The 13,929-nt window shown below is 43.5% G+C and carries 14 protein-coding genes; 4 read left to right on the plus strand and 10 right to left on the minus strand.

Annotation, left to right across the window (positions count from 1 at the left end; all coding sequences use genetic code 11):
- Window positions 1-100: 100 nt before the first annotated feature.
- The 6 genes from sucD to KXQ82_RS01290 all read right to left on the minus strand — a co-directional run bounded on the left by sucD (window position 101) and on the right by KXQ82_RS01290 (window position 4,908).
- Window positions 101-982, minus strand: coding sequence for a succinate--CoA ligase subunit alpha (gene sucD, locus KXQ82_RS01265; RefSeq protein WP_219486100.1), 882 nt, complete (start codon window positions 980-982; stop codon window positions 101-103).
- A 96-nt stretch (window positions 983-1,078) separates the two neighbouring features.
- Window positions 1,079-1,642 carry a PPC domain-containing DNA-binding protein gene (locus KXQ82_RS01270; protein ID WP_219486101.1) on the minus strand — a complete coding sequence of 188 codons (564 nt, stop codon included), beginning with the start codon at window positions 1,640-1,642 and terminating at the stop codon, window positions 1,079-1,081.
- Between the two features lie 41 nt (window positions 1,643-1,683).
- A complete protein-coding gene (locus tag KXQ82_RS01275; protein ID WP_219486102.1) occupies window positions 1,684-2,274 on the minus strand; it encodes a hypothetical protein in 591 nt (196 codons plus the stop codon).
- Between the two features lie 10 nt (window positions 2,275-2,284).
- Window positions 2,285-2,500, minus strand: coding sequence for a hypothetical protein (locus KXQ82_RS01280; RefSeq protein WP_219486103.1), 216 nt, complete (start codon window positions 2,498-2,500; stop codon window positions 2,285-2,287).
- A gap of 191 nt (window positions 2,501-2,691) precedes the next feature.
- Entirely contained in the window at window positions 2,692-2,877 is a 186-nt protein-coding gene (locus KXQ82_RS01285) for a hypothetical protein (RefSeq protein ID WP_219486104.1), read from the minus strand.
- A 129-nt stretch (window positions 2,878-3,006) separates the two neighbouring features.
- Complete coding sequence (locus KXQ82_RS01290) at window positions 3,007-4,908, minus strand: ATP-dependent nuclease (RefSeq protein ID WP_219486105.1); 1,902 nt, start codon at window positions 4,906-4,908, stop codon at window positions 3,007-3,009.
- 441 nt (window positions 4,909-5,349) lie between these two features.
- Here KXQ82_RS01290 and KXQ82_RS01295 point away from each other — a divergent pair, with 441 nt between their 5' ends.
- Window positions 5,350-5,559, plus strand: a complete 210-nt coding sequence (locus KXQ82_RS01295; protein WP_219486106.1) for a hypothetical protein — start codon at window positions 5,350-5,352, stop codon at window positions 5,557-5,559.
- Between the two features lie 573 nt (window positions 5,560-6,132).
- On the opposite strand, the gene dctA is transcribed toward KXQ82_RS01295, so the two are convergent.
- On the minus strand, window positions 6,133-7,377 hold the full coding sequence (dctA, locus tag KXQ82_RS01300) for a C4-dicarboxylate transporter DctA (protein ID WP_219486108.1): 1,245 nt from the start codon (window positions 7,375-7,377) through the stop codon (window positions 6,133-6,135).
- 95 nt (window positions 7,378-7,472) lie between these two features.
- Between dctA and KXQ82_RS01305 the strand changes: the two genes are divergently transcribed.
- Window positions 7,473-8,075 (plus strand): TetR/AcrR family transcriptional regulator, encoded by a 603-nt coding sequence (locus tag KXQ82_RS01305; RefSeq protein ID WP_219486111.1) that lies wholly within the window; start codon window positions 7,473-7,475, stop codon window positions 8,073-8,075.
- Window positions 8,076-8,083: 8 nt separating this feature from the next.
- Here the strand turns inward: KXQ82_RS01305 and KXQ82_RS01310 are convergent, their stop codons facing one another.
- Window positions 8,084-9,880, minus strand: a complete 1,797-nt coding sequence (locus tag KXQ82_RS01310; RefSeq protein ID WP_219486113.1) for an ABC transporter ATP-binding protein — start codon at window positions 9,878-9,880, stop codon at window positions 8,084-8,086.
- 98 nt (window positions 9,881-9,978) lie between these two features.
- Window positions 9,979-10,740 (minus strand): tRNA pseudouridine(38-40) synthase TruA, encoded by a 762-nt coding sequence (truA, locus tag KXQ82_RS01315; protein ID WP_219486115.1) that lies wholly within the window; start codon window positions 10,738-10,740, stop codon window positions 9,979-9,981.
- An 80-nt stretch (window positions 10,741-10,820) separates the two neighbouring features.
- Here truA and KXQ82_RS01320 point away from each other — a divergent pair, with 80 nt between their 5' ends.
- Window positions 10,821-11,288, plus strand: a complete 468-nt coding sequence (locus tag KXQ82_RS01320; protein WP_219486117.1) for a DUF4293 domain-containing protein — start codon at window positions 10,821-10,823, stop codon at window positions 11,286-11,288.
- Between the two features lie 65 nt (window positions 11,289-11,353).
- Here the strand turns inward: KXQ82_RS01320 and KXQ82_RS01325 are convergent, their stop codons facing one another.
- The gene (locus KXQ82_RS01325; RefSeq protein WP_219486118.1) at window positions 11,354-11,959 is read right to left on the minus strand and encodes a porin family protein; all 606 of its coding nucleotides are present in this window, start codon (window positions 11,957-11,959) and stop codon (window positions 11,354-11,356) included.
- A gap of 243 nt (window positions 11,960-12,202) precedes the next feature.
- Here KXQ82_RS01325 and KXQ82_RS01330 point away from each other — a divergent pair, with 243 nt between their 5' ends.
- Window positions 12,203-13,915, plus strand: coding sequence for a glycoside hydrolase family 3 protein (locus tag KXQ82_RS01330; RefSeq protein WP_219486120.1), 1,713 nt, complete (start codon window positions 12,203-12,205; stop codon window positions 13,913-13,915).
- Window positions 13,916-13,929: the final 14 nt, after the last annotated feature.

Raw genomic sequence — 13,929 nt, forward strand, 5'->3', positions numbered from 1 at the left:
TTGGTTTGCAACCTTACAGTCAAAAGTCTTCAAACAAAAAATCCCAACCTCGCAAGAGGTCAGGACTTTCAATATCTAAATACTATGTACTAAATACTAATTACTTTTTCAATTTAGCTAACTCCTCAGCCATGGCAGCGCCAATTTCGGCAGGAGATTCTACTACGCGGATACCGCATTCGGCCATGATCTTCATTTTAGCGGCAGCTGTATCATCGGCACCGCCAACAATAGCACCCGCGTGGCCCATACGGCGACCCGGAGGCGCTGTTTGGCCGGCTATAAAGCCAACTACCGGTTTAGTACCGTTAGCTTTTATCCAAAGCGCAGCTTCAGCTTCCATACCGCCACCAATTTCGCCTATCATAATGATACCGTGGGTATCAGGGTCGTTCATTAATAACTCAACAGCTTCTTTGGTTGGTGTACCAATGATAGGGTCGCCACCAATACCTATGGCAGTAGTGATACCCAAACCTGCTTTAACCACCTGGTCAACCGCTTCGTAAGTTAAGGTTCCCGATTTTGAAACTACACCTACATTACCTGTGCGGAAGATAAAGCCCGGCATAATACCGATCTTAGCCTCGCCGGCGGTAATGATGCCCGGACAATTCGGACCGATCAAACGGCAATCCCTGTCGCTGATATATTCTTTAACCAAAACCATATCCTTTGTAGGGATACCCTCGGTGATACAAACAATAACTTTAATACCTGCTTCGGCAGCTTCCATAATGGCATCGGCAGCAAAAGCCGGCGGTACAAAAATGATAGATACATCGGCTCCGGTTTTGTCAACAGCATCTTTAACGGTATTGAACACAGGGCGGTCCAGATGGCTTTGGCCACCTTTGCCTGGCGTTACGCCACCAACTACCTGGGTTCCGTACTCTATCATCTGCGACGCATGATAGGTACCTTCGTTACCTGTAAAACCTTGTACTATTACTTTAGAATTTTTGTTGACTAAAACACTCATGGTTTGGATTTTTGTTGCGCAAATCTAATCTTATTGACTATAAAGTCAAAGCCTGTTTGCATTAAAATGCATTTAGCGCAAAATGTCGCGATATTGTTATTGATTAAGGTCCGGGTCGGTCAGCGCGAAGCCTGTATCGTTCTCCTTTTTCTTGTATATCGAGAGGGGCTCCACCGTCACTACCACCTCCAGCGTGGGCCAAACATTGGCCTGGAAAAGGTGGCCGCCACGCACCAGCCCGTCGCTTTGAGCGACCGCCATGTGCACATGCACCGTAGGCTTGCCGTTAAAGGTAGCGATGTTGCCAATAAACGAAACCGTTTCGGCCTGGCCCTTTACGGGGATGATGTGGTACATTTGCCTGTCGCGATCATAACAACCCAGCCTTGCCGAGCTTACCGCGCCCAGCCCTGTAAAATGCGCGAAGCCGATATTGTACTTTTCGGCAAAGGCCGTAAGGCCCGACAAAATATCATCGCCGCGGTTCATTACAACCAGGTATACTTTGTGGCCCTTGCCCGTTTCGTTGAGGAGTTTCACCTTCATGCCCGGTGCAGCGTCTTTAGCGATGGTTTGGCCGGGTTTTACGTATTCTTCCTGGGCGAAGAGGTGTTGGGATAATAATAAAATGAATAGCGGGAGGAGTAGTTTTTTCAGCATCGTGACGTGGTTGGTTAATTATAATAGTGTAAGATATTAAGTTAATATTCTCTTTTGCAGCAAAGTAATTTGTAGGTCGAGCAAAGTGTTTTGAAGTAAGTGTAAGTTTTAGGGCCTAACGTTCCCCACCGATAGTGATGAAAAACATGCCCGTTTTTAAACTCCTCGAAAGTCATTTTTCTGCATGCCAGGCAAACTGATATGTGAGCATTAACGATGCCGCCCTTGAAAAACATTATTCCCATTCGTGGCTGGCTACAGCCGTTAGGGTCGCTGCCGGATACATCAAGATAGCTGTATTTTAGTGTTTTAAGTATGTTTCTTATGTCGTTCTTTTTCAAAACTTTACCACTATCGGCAAGTGAGGATGCCCAATGTTGAGTGGAATCGATTAACGCCTCGCGATATATATCTTTGTTCTCATCAGGTTCTTCAAGCAATATCCCTATCGGTGGCTTAATGGGTGTGCCACAAGAAAATGAATATATTTTTACGGAATCGGCTTTAAGGTTATCGATAACGTGTGCCAGTTTTACCTGGTAAGCCGGTATAGGTTTTTTATGATGAACTGTTTGTGCGAAACTGGGGAGCGTGAAAAACAGGATGAAAGATAGTGTTAAGCTTTTTAGCATGCGATGAGAATTACCATTTACGCATCTCAATCTTCAGGTCTTCGGTAGTTATAAAGCCGCCGCGTTTTATTTCGGCTTCACCACTTTCCAGGTCGGCGTTATACTCCTGCAAAGTTTGCGGTTTTTCGGTAGCCTGGAAACCAATACCCATTAACTTTAATGATTGTAGCAAACATTCCTTTTTACCTGGTTCCTTAATGTTATCGAAATCGATGATCAGTTCCATAAGTTTTGATTTGCTGTGTTATACAAAGCTATCGAAATATAAAGAATGAAGCAAGGGGGCGTACCCCGCCGATAGAAGCGGGCCGGGCTATCCGCTCATACTGCACGGGCCTTAGCCACGGGCCGGTATCCGCTGCTATCCCTTACGCGAAAAGCAAAGCGGTTAAGAAGAATAACTACTGGTAATATCGCCTACTCAAACTGCAATTCCCACTTATCCTCTCCGGCATCAACAATGCGGAAGATGGTTTTTTCGACACTTTGGCTGCCGTCCGAGGAATCGATGCGTACTGTTTCGTGGTCGTGGAAGATCTCCGTTTTATTTACCATCAGGGCACGTACCGAATGCGGATCGCCGGGGACTGTTATCGTTTTCATAGTTTGGGTTGGTTTATGGTGGGACAACAGTTGAGAAGGGAATAAGTTTTAGGGTGTTTCGGGCAGAAGCGTTGCGTACGCCAGCAAAGAGGGATACATGAACCAGCATGTTAAGATTTAAAAAATAAGCTAATTGGCTTCTTCTGCAATTAAAAGTTGAAATGTTTCGGATGTAAGTGCCGAACTTTGATCTACAATTAGATTAGGGTTTAATTTCAATACGGTCTGCATGTGCAATTTAATTTTACCCAATAACTCTTTACCTGGAGTTAATGCAGTTCCAGTTTCTTTATATATTTTGTCTGTATTGGCATTAACTATTTTTATGTCCATTTGATTGTTAGAATTTTTGCATAACTCTATTCTCTCACGTAACAAGAAATTAGCAATTTTATCTTTCGTAAATTGCTCTAAAGAAGAAACTTTTTCGTGATAAATTTGCTCACAGTCAGCATAAGGTAAGTTGTAAATCTGGCTTAAATGTTTTGGCTGACAAAAATAATTTTCTATCTCAGAGTACTCCGTAATAAAAGATAATATTCCTTGATTTTCACAATCAGCAGTGAACTTTTGTAAGTCTCTATCTAATTCTTCCTTCTGATCTTTATCGACGTGTACAATAACTTTTACGTTTGGTATATGTTTTCTAACAAATCCTTCGAGCAATTTCGCAAAATGAACTTTTTTACAACCCTCGTATGAGTGAAGGACAAATTCATCTTCCGATAGTCCATTCGCAATCACAAATTTTTTAAGGAATGCTTTCTTTTCTTCAACCCCATCAACAACGTCTTCGGTTACGATAATATATTTTAACGACTTCTTCGAAAACAAATAGTCGGCATCAGCAGCTCCAATATCTAACAAGATTTTACTTCCTTTAATTCCAGAAAACACCCCACCATCCTGAAAATGGATAACTTGTGCTGTTTCTCCTAACGCATCTAATATGTAGCGAGAATGCGTCGAAAAAACTATGCGTAATTCACGGTCCTTTCTCGCGCGATCAGATAACTCCTTCGCCAAAAGATGTTGTTTAGTTGGATGTATGTGTGAGTCTGGTTCATCTAAAAGCAAAATTTTGGGGGTAAAATATTCGAGATATGCAAATATTTGAATAGTTTGCAAGACTCCAGTTCCTACTGAATCTATAGGTAAAACAATATTCTTCGTTTTGACTGTGATATTTATAAATTCTGAGACATTTTCATCAAAAAAGGCTTCAACAACAATATCAGGATAAATCCTATTTATGGATGTATGAAATCTTTCCCACTTTGACTTGTCCTCAGAAATTCTATAAATGATATTTCTTAAGTAGCTATTACTATCACCTCGTGTCGCTGATTTTTTTATCGAAATTACAACTTCGTATTTTTCTTCTACTGGAATACCAGCAATACCAGGGACATAAACACAAAAAGGTGAATTAATGCTATTAAGTTGTTCCCCCAGTAACCGCCCAACGTGCGTCGTAGTAAAACCGCCGTTTTTTCCTCTTGCAACACTTACTCGCGATTCTCCAACAATAGTCTTGAATTTAAAACATATCTCTTTTCGCTCATTTTTTGTTCTTGCGCCCGTTAATTTAACGCCATGATAAAGGTTCTCAATTTGACGAGTAGGAGTGTATAAAAAATCTGAGGAATCTAACGATAGTGTTCGTGAATCGCCTTTTTTAACCCAGTTAGCTTTTTTGAGTTGTAAAGTTTGGGCACTTGAAATGGCAAATTGAATGCCTTGAATAAAACTACTTTTCCCGGAATTATTAGTTCCAATAAATATATTCACAGGCTCTAAAAACAATTTTGCCTTATTAATCTTTTTGAATTTTTCAATTTCTATTTCTATGTTGTTTTCTTGCTTTCGCCTTTCGTATTGAATTGCATTTGCTATTAATAGAGAAAAAATTTCAGAGATTCCGGCATCGAAAGATTTTTGTCCACCACTTTCTTTTTGCGATCTTACAGACTCGATAACATTTAATAGTAAAAGAGCTTGATTTTTATTTGATCTTTTTGTTTTAGCCATGTAAACTAAATATTAAAAATGAATATTTTTGAAATATAAGAATATAATATTTTTGTATTGTACAAAACATCTACATTAATTTTTATCAAGTTAGATTTCCAAAATTCTTTTTTCAGGGAATAGTTGGTGTAATTACTGTGCATTTGCAAGGAAGTTCTCTTGCCAATCTCACCAAAAATGCGTACCTTGTATGTGATGGGGATTTCACCGATTGATAGGTAATTACACCGATTTTTCTTTGAAATGATTCTTACTTTATCCCCCCTTGTTCAATTATTGAGTGATTGATTTTCTGAATGATTGAATGGAAAATGAGTTTAGCATCTTACTTATCCCCCTTTAAGAAAGAGGCGAAGCAAGAGTCAAGATGCAAGACAGAAAACGTTTTATAGTTTACCGCTTTGTAAATATTCCCTACCTTAAATAAAAATTTAAACCATCATGGGACTATTCAGCAAAGAAGAACCAAAAAACTACGAAATTGACGGCAAGCAACTCATCTGCACCTTTTGCGGTACAGATACATTTTACACCCGGCAGGAGCAGTTGCATTCGCCGGGGCTTACCATCTTAAACATGGAATGGGCGGATAAAACAGCTACCTGTTTTGTGTGCGGTAGTTGTGGTTATATGCATTGGTTTATGAGGTAGTGTAAGAAGCAAGAGTCAAGAAGCAAGAATCAAGACGAAAAAGTTCATTGAAATATACCCACTTTTACCCCCCCCCCAATCTCAAATTTGTTATTGCGAGCACGAGCGTGGCAATCCCTGAGAAAGGTAGGCGATATGCATAGTTCCAAACCTGTCTCAGGGATTGCCACGTCGTCCCCGAAAAGGGGACTCCTCGCAATGACAAAAAAAGAATGCGTGAATTATGACCTGACAAAAACGATAGGAAGATTACAAATTTCATAATAGGACAAACGGATTTACTTAAAAACACCCAAGAATACCCAAGGAAAATACCCAATATTGGGTAAATGGGTTGCGAAATTTGTAATTTGGTTGGTCATTGGGTCATCAGGTCATTAAGTCATTGGCCTGTCGATGGATCAATGTCAGGCGTGACTGGCTCGCAAAGGTTTGCTTCTCCGCTGAAGGAGCGGATCGCAATGACGTGTTGGGTTAGGTCCAGTGGTTACCTGTATGATGGGGTGCTGAAACAAGTTCAGCATGACATAATTTGATATCATTTGCACATCCGCACATTTGCAAATTGGCACATTAACGGGTCGCTGACAGGTACTTATTCTGGTCAAACTCCTTTTCGCTTTTGGCGATGACGATGGCGGCGATGCCGTTGCCGATCATGTTGGTGATGGCGCGTGCTTCGGACATGAACCTGTCCACCGCGAACAATACCACCAGGCCCTCGACCGGGATCATTTTAGTAGCCATGAGGGTTGAGCTGAGTACGATGAAGCCGCCGCCGGTAACGGCCGCCGCGCCTTTTGAGGTTACCATCAGGATGCCCATGAGGCTGAGTTCCTGCCCGAAGGTGAGCGGCACGTGGAAGGCTTGCGCCAGAAAGATGACGGCCATACCGAGGTAAATGGTGGTGCCATCCAAGTTGAAGGAGTAGCCGGTGGGGATTACCAGATCGACAACCGACTTGGAGCAGCCGAATTGCTCCATCTTCTCCATCATGGCGGGGAGAACGGTTTCGGAGGATGAGGTGCCGAGCACCACCAGTATTTCTTGCCTGATGAATTTGAGGTATTTGAACAGGCTGAATTTGCATAGCCTGCATACAATGAACAGCACCACGAAGATGAAGAGGAACATGGTGAGGTACACCGAACCCATAAGCGCGGCAAGCGGCCGCAGGGTTTTTACGCCGAAGGTACCCACGGTATAGGCCATACCACCAAAGGCACCCAGCGGGGCAAGCCGCATGATCATCTTCATGATGTTGAAGAATACCTTGGCTAATTTATCGAAAGTGCCGAGCAGCGATTGACCGGCGGCGCCCATTTTGCTGATGCCGAAGCCAAATAATATAGCGAACAGCAATATTTGTAATATATCGCCACGGGTAAACGAGTCGAACATATTGGGCGAGATGATGTGGGTGAGGAAATCCCAGCCGCTGCCGGCCTGCTTTTCGTAGTCGGCCAGTTTGGTAAGGTCTTTAGCGTTATGCGAGGCAGCAACGGCCAGGCCCTCGCCGGGTTTTAATATGTTGGCCACCGCCAGCCCGATGAACAGGGCGAAGGTGGTGATGACCTCGAAATACAGGATGGCCTTACCGCCAACGCGGCCCACCTTTTTGATATCGCCCATGCTGGCGATGCCCAGCACGATGGTAAGGAAGATAATAGGCGCGATGAGCCACTTGATGAGGTCGATAAATTTTTCGCTGATGATTTTGGCTGTTGGCGCAAATGTTGGGAAATATTTCCCGACAAGTACGCCCAGCAATATTGCAATAAGTACCTGGAAGTTTAAGTTGAGGAGTACCTTCTTCATTACGGGTTTAGCTTGAGCAGCATAAGGTAGCAATTTTTTTTAATAGGATTATGCCATACTACTTGTTTGCTAAATACCAATTGGTATATTTGTTAATGGAAACCAAAGTACCTAAAGCCGAGCGTACCCGTAAATTTATTACCGAAGCTACGGCCGCCCTGTTTAACACGCAGGGTTATGCAGGCACTGCCCTGTCGGACATTACGGATGCTACAGGCCTTACCAAGGGCAGTATATACGGCAATTTTGAAAATAAAGAAGAGGTAGCCCTTGCCGCTTTCGATCATAACCTGAGCATTATTACGCGCTCAACCATTGATAAAATAAACCGGGCCGATAGCTATCGCGATAAGCTGATGGTGTACGTTAAGGTGTATCATGCTTATACCGGCAGCGGTTTTCCTAAAGGTGGATGCCCTATATTAAACACGGCAGTTGAGGCTGATGATACCGGAGGTTTATTAAAAGAACGTGCCGAAAAAGCGGTACTGCGCTGGAAAAAGGGCATCACCAACCTGGTACAAGGTGGTATAGATGCAGGCGAGTTTAAACGCAGTACCGATCAGGAAGCTGTTGCCATATCAATTATAGCATTGATTGAGGGTGGCATTATGATAGCCAAATTAACCGATACGCCTGCTATTATGAGCACCATAGTACGGTCGGTTTCGGCACTGATAGATGAGTTGAAAGTTTAAGCAGAAGTTTATCCCACCCTGATACCTGTCGAGTTAAACTGCAGATCGTACAGTTTACGGTAGTAGCCATCGGTAATGCGCAGCAACTGCTGGTGGGTGCCCATCTCCATAATTTCGCCATGGTCAAGCACGATGATCTTATCGGCATTTTGGATGGTAGATAAGCGGTGGGCTATAACGATAGCGGTACGGCCCTCCATTAGCTTGTAAATTGCGGTTTGTATCAGCTCTTCGGTTTCGGTATCAACAGATGAGGTGGCTTCATCCAGCACCAAAATTTTAGGATCATAAACCAGCGCACGTATAAACGATATCAGTTGCGCCTGCCCGGCCGACAAGGTAGAGCCCCGTTCCATCACATTATAATCATATCCACCCGGCAAACGCTCAATAAAATTGTGCGCGCCAACTTCTTTTGCTGCCGCGATGATACGTTCGCGCGATATGGCAGGGTTGTTCAGGCTGATGTTATTGGCAATGGTATCGGTAAATAAAAACACATCCTGTATAACGGTAGCTATCTGGGTACGCAAGAAGTCCAGATCATAATCGCGGATATCAAAACCGTCTATTTTGGCGCTGCCTTGTGCTATCTCATAAAAACGGTTCAGTATATTAATGGTTGATGATTTGCCGGCACCTGTTGCGCCTACCAAAGCCAGTGTTTCGCCGGGTTTGATGTGAAATGAGATATCTTTCAATACCCAGTTCTCATCATTATAAGCAAACCAAACCTTGTTAAACTCAATTTCGCCATTAATATGTTCGGGTTTTAAAGTGCCCGTGTTAACTACCACTTCATCAGTATCTAAAACCTTGAAAATACGGTCGGCGCCTACCATACCCATTTGCAGGGTGTTAAACTTATCCGCCAGCTGGCGTATTGGCCTGAACATTAAATTGAGCAGAAAGATAAAGGCGAATATTAAACCCGGGGTTACACCTTTGCCATAAAGCAGTACCATTTCCTGGTCGGACAGGATACGTTTGGAGCCGTACCAAACCAACAGGCCAAGCGAGAAGGCCGAGAAGATCTCCACCACGGGAAAAAAGATAGAATAGTACCAATTAGAGCGGATGTTGGCATCGCGGTGTTTTTCGTTCACCTCGTTAAACTTGCGCATCTCCTGGTCTTCGCGGGCAAAGTATTGGATAATGCTCACCCCGGTAATGTGTTCAGCCAAAAAGGTATTGAGCCTGGCTACCTGCGTGCGCACTTCCTGGAAAGAAGATTTAATGGCTTCCTTAAACACATAGGTAGCCAGAATAACAAAGGGGATAGGTATTAGTGTGATGAGCCCTAATTTCCAATCGCAAATGAGCATATAAGCTACAATGGCTATTACCAATAGCAGGTCGCCGATGATGGAGATCAGCCCTTCTGAAAAGATATCGGCAATGGTTTCCAGGTCGGATACGGTGCGGGTAATGAGCACGCCGATAGGCGTACGGTCAAAGTATTTTAAACGCAGGCTGGTAACATGGTTAAACACATCTATCCGCAAATTACGGATAACCGATTGCCCCAGCGAATTGGTTAAATAAGTTTGATAATACTGCGCCGCGGTTTGGATAATGAGTGTTACCAGCATTAAAGCGATCATGAGCACCATGCCGTTGTAATTGCCCGTCAGGATATAATCATCCAATGTTTTTTGGGTAAGGATGGGCTGCACCAAAGCCGCTACGGCTAAAAATACCGTCAAAAAAGCAGCGATAACAAAAGTTACCTTGTAGGGCTTTACATAACGCATTACGCGTTTCAATAATTTCCAGTCAATTGCCTTACCTGTTACCTGCGACATTGGTGAGTTGTTTGTTATTAGGTTGCTATGTTATTAGCCACATTCAAAATTACGTATAAAGCTCTATTACCATCAACCAATAACTTAATAACGAGCAACTAAAGGTACGGGTATTTTATCTCAGTCAAATACAAGCCGCAGGCCGGTACTGATGTTCCGGCGTTTGAGCGGTTTTTACTTTCGATGATCTGTCGTACTTCTTCGGGTTCAATTTCTTTGCGGCCAACCATCATTAATGTACCAACAATCGCCCTCACCATATTGCGCAAAAAGCGATCGGCAGAGATATAGAATATGGCCTTATCGTTATGCAAAGCCCATTCAGCACGCGCTATTTTACAATTATTGGTTTTAACCTGCGTGTTCGATTTGCTGAAGCAGCTAAAATCGGTATACTCCATAACTATTTGAGCAGCCCTGTTCATCAGCTCCACATCGGGCTTATCCCGCACCTGCCACGAAAAATTATTCCTGAACGGGTCTTTTTCAAAATGGACATGGTACTCATAACTCCGCAACGTAGCATCAAAGCGTGCATGCGCCTCAGTATCAACCGGGATCAATCTTTTCGCTGTGATATCAATCGGCAATAAACCATTGATACTGCGCAGTACGCTATCCACATTTTCCATTTTACCTCTTCCATCTTCCATTACATCAAAGTGCGCAAACAATTGCTTCGCATGCACCCCCGCATCTGTCCGGCCACAGCCAACGGTTTCTATTGCTTGCCGCAAAACAGTACTTAAAGCTTTATCCAGCACCTCTTGTACAGTAATGGCATTGGGCTGCGTTTGCCAGCCATGGTAGCGTGTACCATCAAAAGCGATCTCGATAAAATAACGTTGTGTTTTGGTCACGCGCAAAGTTAACCAAAGCTGTAATAACAAGCACGCTAATATTGCGCAAACAAATTATCTTTGCTTCAAAATATCATATCATGTTACAAAGAATACAATCAGTATATTTATTATTAGCCACGGTGGCGGTTTTGGCCATGTTTGTTTTACCTATAGCTCATAATGTAGATATTGGCGGAGCAGCAACTACCTTTAAAATAGATGGTATGTACCAGGATGTTGCCGGCCACCTAACACGCACTACATCTTTTTTAGCACTTACCATAGTTGCCGTAGTGCTCGCCATCATACCTTTACTCATTATGTTCAGGTACCGGGATCGTAAACAGCAAATAGCGCTTTGTTATGCCTGGATGCTGGCCCTTATCGGTTTTTATTTTTGGATGACCCAAACCGTTAAAGGTCTTGCCGATGCCAGCACTTTTAAATTCAATAACTTTTACTATGGCGCCATTATGCCTTCGGTAGCTATAATTTTTGTGCTCATGGCGATAAAAGCTATCAGGAGCGACGATAAACTGGTAAAGTCGGCGGATAGGTTACGATAGTTCCGGGCAACAAAAAAAGGTCTTCTCCAACCGGAGAAGACCTTTCAAAAAACTATCTGTTTTAATTAAAACGCTTTAAAAGCTAAACCCAATTGGAATACCTGGTTGCGGTATTGCGGGGTTTGGCTGGTACCATCCTGGTTATTCTGTTGCAGATCCAGTGTATAGCGAAACTCAATGTCTATATTTTTGCTGGCCGCCGCGGTAAAACCAATAACACCGTCAATCAGGCTCTTTTTAAACTTGTCTTTATCATTTTCAAACTGTTGCTGTACAACGGTGGTAAAACCGTTATCATAAGTGTTTTTGGTGTCAAGTAAAAATGAAATCTGCGGACCAACAACTACACTAAAGCCGGGGGCTAATTTAATTTTGGCTAACAATGGCGCGTCAATAAAATTGGTGCGTTGATCAAACACACCATAAGTGGTTTGTGCAGAGTAGCCTTTAGTTGAGTACAATACCTCAGGCTGAAAAGATAAAGGGCCAACCAGGTGAATATCCAACAGTACCCCGGCATTAAAGCCTGCTTTAAAACTGGTATTAAAATTCTTATCGTTGGTTTTTATAATGTTCGACAGGTTACCGCCGCCTTTAATACCAAAATTGATCTGTGCATTTACAGCAGCTGCCACCAGCAGGGCCATAGCTAAAAATATAATCTTCTTCATGTTATTTGTTTTTATTTGGATACCGCAATGAAATAAGCATGCCATTGTATCTCCCAAACCCTGTTTTTACACCTAAGTGCATTATTTTAAGGTTCTTGGAGGGTAAGTGTGCCGCCAAGATCAGCCTGCGAATGCTTGATTGCTGTATATTTTACTATACAATAGGGTGTGTCTTTAGCTCTTTTAGCTATAGAAATTTATTATCAGCACTATTTTGCTGATAATTGTGTTAATTGAATTGATATGAAGGCAAACGGCAAAGCACTTGTTATTATACTTTTTTTATGGGCGGCATTTGCGGGCGGGGCATGGGCCCAGCAAAGCTTCATACAATCGTTAAACCAGCAAAACCATTGGGTCGATTCTGTTTTTAACAGGCTCACCAAAAGGCAAAAAATAGCCCAGCTATTTATGGTGCGGGCGCATACTAATTTAAGCCGGCGCTATCAGGATTCGGTAGGGCAGGTAATTAAACACCAGCATTTAGGTGGCATAGTATTTTTCCAGGGTGGCCCTGTGCGCGAGGCTACATTAATTAACAAATACCAGCGTTTAGCAAAAGTGCCATTGCTTATTGCTATGGATGGCGAATGGGGTTTAGGCATGCGCCTGGATTCTACCATATCATACCCCTACCAGATGACATTGGGCGCCATACAGGATAATACCCTTATATACAAAATGGGCCAGCAGGTGGCGCAGGATTTGAAACGCCTGGGCCTGCAAATGAATTTCGGACCGGATATGGATGTAAATAACAATCCCAATAACCCTGTTATCGGTTTCCGTTCCTTTGGTGATAATAAATACAACGTAGCCGAAAAAGGTATCGCTTACATGAAAGGTATGCAGGATGCGGGCATCCTCACTACCGCGAAACATTTTCCCGGCCATGGTGATACAGATGTCGATTCACATTTCGATCTGCCGCAGTTGCCTTTTACCCGCCAGCGGCTGGATTCCCTGGAGGAATACCCATTCCGCGAGGCGATAAAAGCAGGTATCAGCGGGGTTATGGTGGCGCACATGAGCATCCCCGCGCTGGATAATACCGCGCACCTCCCATCCACATTGTCAAAACCCATCATCACCGGGATACTGAGGGATTCGCTGGGTTTTAAAGGCCTCATCGTTTCCGACGCGATGGGAATGAAAGGCGTAGTAAAATACTTCCCCGATGGAGAGGCTGATGTTAAAGCATTTATTGCCGGTAACGATATTTTGGAGCTTTCCGAAAACAGCAGGCGTGCCATCCATAAAATTAAAAAAGCTATCCGCCAGGGCCTCATACCCATGAGCGATCTTGATGCGAGGGTTAAAAAAGTGCTGGCCGCCAAATACTGGGCCGGGCTTAACAATGTAAAGGATATCCGGACAGAAAACCTGATTGCCGACTTGAACCGCCCGGAAGCCAAAGCCCTGGTGCAGCAGCTTACCGATGCGGCCATCACCTGCCTTAAAAACGACTATACCATCATCGCGGACGATCTTACAAAAAAAACAGCCATCATCAGCATAGGCACAGCCGATACTACCCTATACCAGCGCGAACTGCAAAAAAGCTTTACCCATAGCACCCTGTTCAGCCTAAGCAAAACGGCAAGCGCCCAAAAGATCGATAGTCTGCGCCAAGCCCTAAAAGCATATGATAAGGTCATTATTGGCGTACACGATACCCGCATCCGCCCGCAAAGCAAGCTGGATTTCAGTAATGAGGTAAAGCTGGTTATTACAGAGCTGGCAGCGCAACCAAACGCTGTTATTAGTGTTTTTGCCAACCCTTACACTCTTGCCGGTTTACCCGGGATAGAAAATAGCAGCCTGTTGCTAATGGGCTACCAAAAAAGCGATGAAATGCAACGCTCGGCAGTAAAGGTTATTTTGGGGCAATTAAAACCAACAGGCAAGTTGCCGGTAAATGTGAATGTGTTTTTCGGTTATGGTACAGGTTTTTGAGTTATTTGAGGAAG

Origin of the sequence: Mucilaginibacter rivuli (genome assembly GCF_019391655.1) — a bacterium.
GTDB classification, from domain to species: Bacteria; Bacteroidota; Bacteroidia; order Sphingobacteriales; family Sphingobacteriaceae; genus Mucilaginibacter; species Mucilaginibacter rivuli.

Bases quoted from the DNA above. Each gene is read 5' to 3' on its own strand.
- KXQ82_RS01325 (WP_219486118.1), bottom strand. From the start codon at position 11,959: ATGAAGAAGATTATATTTTTAGCTATGGCCCTGCTGGTGGCAGCTGCT.
- sucD (WP_219486100.1), bottom strand. From the start codon at position 982: ATGAGTGTTTTAGTCAACAAAAATTCTAAAGTAATAGTACAAGGTTTT.
- KXQ82_RS01280 (WP_219486103.1), bottom strand. From the start codon at position 2,500: ATGGAACTGATCATCGATTTCGATAACATTAAGGAACCAGGTAAAAAG.
- KXQ82_RS01310 (WP_219486113.1), bottom strand. From the start codon at position 9,880: ATGTCGCAGGTAACAGGTAAGGCAATTGACTGGAAATTATTGAAACGC.
- dctA (WP_219486108.1), bottom strand. From the start codon at position 7,377: ATGAAGAAGGTACTCCTCAACTTAAACTTCCAGGTACTTATTGCAATA.
- KXQ82_RS01295 (WP_219486106.1), top strand. From the start codon at position 5,350: ATGGGACTATTCAGCAAAGAAGAACCAAAAAACTACGAAATTGACGGC.
- KXQ82_RS01330 (WP_219486120.1), top strand. From the start codon at position 12,203: ATGAAGGCAAACGGCAAAGCACTTGTTATTATACTTTTTTTATGGGCG.
- KXQ82_RS01285 (WP_219486104.1), bottom strand. From the start codon at position 2,877: ATGAAAACGATAACAGTCCCCGGCGATCCGCATTCGGTACGTGCCCTG.
- KXQ82_RS01290 (WP_219486105.1), bottom strand. From the start codon at position 4,908: ATGGCTAAAACAAAAAGATCAAATAAAAATCAAGCTCTTTTACTATTA.
- KXQ82_RS01320 (WP_219486117.1), top strand. From the start codon at position 10,821: ATGTTACAAAGAATACAATCAGTATATTTATTATTAGCCACGGTGGCG.
- KXQ82_RS01270 (WP_219486101.1), bottom strand. From the start codon at position 1,642: ATGCTGAAAAAACTACTCCTCCCGCTATTCATTTTATTATTATCCCAA.
- KXQ82_RS01305 (WP_219486111.1), top strand. From the start codon at position 7,473: ATGGAAACCAAAGTACCTAAAGCCGAGCGTACCCGTAAATTTATTACC.
- KXQ82_RS01275 (WP_219486102.1), bottom strand. From the start codon at position 2,274: ATGCTAAAAAGCTTAACACTATCTTTCATCCTGTTTTTCACGCTCCCC.